Here is a 1,462-nt window from a genome sequence, read left to right as displayed (position 1 = left end):
CAAGGCCTCCAGCGCGACCTTCGCCTTGAACTCCGGCGCATGCTGCTTGCGTTTAGACATCTCTGATCTCCTTCGTGTTGAAGATCAGCAGACTGCATATTGTAGCTTATGTCAGTGTCCGAATTTCGGGGGGTAGCTCAACCTCCAGGCCGCGCTGTGCCAAGAGCGTCGCAGCGCGCGCACCCACGGGTCCGCCACCGATCACCACAATTCTGGGTTGTTCGGGCGCAATTTCTGTATGGGTCTCAGTGAGGGCTGGCTGTGCTGGCATTTCACTCGCGAAAACTTAGGTCGTGGAAAATCCACGCCGCTTCTGGCGCACTTAGGTGCAATTTGGATCAACTGTGGTTCGGGACGAACGTTGTCTCGGAAGCGGCCAACCTCGTTGTCGGCACGGTCTTAGGGTTGCACGGGTGCGCTGGCCCGTGAACATCTTTCTGCGGTGCAGCTGGTCAAACTGTACTTGTTACGGAGCGTAGAGCCCTCGCGCTGAGTTTCTAAACATTCATTTTGATGAATGGTTAGATTTTGTGCGAAGAGAAAACGATGAAAGACGTCTCCGGGCACTGTTGCGCGCGAATCCGAGCGCGTGGGTCGCCCAATCAGGTCACAGAAATGCCGGTCAGTTTCTGGAGCGCGGTGGGGTTGTTTTTCGTGACATGCTCTAAGGTGTACCCATCCAACACCGCAAAGAACGCGCTCTTGGCTTCATTAAGTATGCAGATGAGCCCACATTCCGGAGCAAGGATGCAGTTTGAGCAGTCCACCATTGGTTGGTCGCGTTCCGTATGGCGCACGATTTCACCGATCGTGAGATCTGCCAAAGGTCGGGCGAGACGAATACCCCCCGCGCGCCCGCGGACCGACTCTAGGAAGCCAGCTCCAACAAGGTCTGTGATCAGTTTCATGATATTACTACGAGGCAGATCGTAGGCCTCTATGATCTCTGAAATCTGCACAAGGCGACTCTGATGTATGGCGAGGTAGAGGCTTACCCTTAGGGCGTAGTCAGAATACCGGGTAAGTTTCATCTCTGGTTCTCAGTATCTATAGCGCTAGGCAGATCGGTCATTGCCGCGAGCCCGATGATAAACCTCATCAAGGCAAAGTATACCATACATTCTATGGCCGTTTGCGTTTTGCGCGCTCCCGTCAATACGCGGGAAAGTGAGTAACTTGAATATATCGGCGCAGATTGTGAGGTGAGCCATGTCTTTGGTCACGCCGCGGCTCAGTCGTACCTCTGCGCGGTTTCGCTTGGATCTCTCGCTTGTGCCACTTCCACTCTACTGTGGGTATGGGGGTGTTTTGTTTGTTTGGATTTTCACGGAAGTGTCTCGTTGTTGCTTTATGGTTTTTGGACGGGGTTTTGAGGGCTTGCTGGGCGCTTAGTGTGTGTTTGGCGGTTTTTTTTGTGTTTTTTGGTTTTTGTATTGTTTTGGGGTTGCGACTCTTTGTTGGT

At 53.1% G+C, this 1,462-nt stretch carries 1 protein-coding gene; it reads right to left on the bottom strand.

Annotated elements, in window-relative coordinates; genetic code table 11:
* Positions 1–602 precede the first annotated feature (602 nt).
* A complete protein-coding gene (locus tag AB9K37_RS00545; protein WP_369835114.1) occupies positions 603–1,031 on the bottom strand; it encodes an Rrf2 family transcriptional regulator in 429 nt (142 codons plus the stop codon).
* Positions 1,032–1,462 lie beyond the last annotated feature (431 nt).

This window comes from Donghicola sp. XS_ASV15, assembly GCF_041224595.1.
Lineage (GTDB): Bacteria > Pseudomonadota > Alphaproteobacteria > Rhodobacterales > Rhodobacteraceae > Donghicola.
Note: the sequence above shows the minus strand (reverse complement) of the source record. Positions and strands in the feature narration are given on the sequence as shown.

What these genes read in the sequence shown, in the direction of transcription:
- AB9K37_RS00545 (WP_369835114.1), bottom strand. Translation starts at nt 1,031, where the DNA reads ATGAAACTTACCCGGTATTCTGACTACGCCCTAAGGGTAAGCCTCTAC.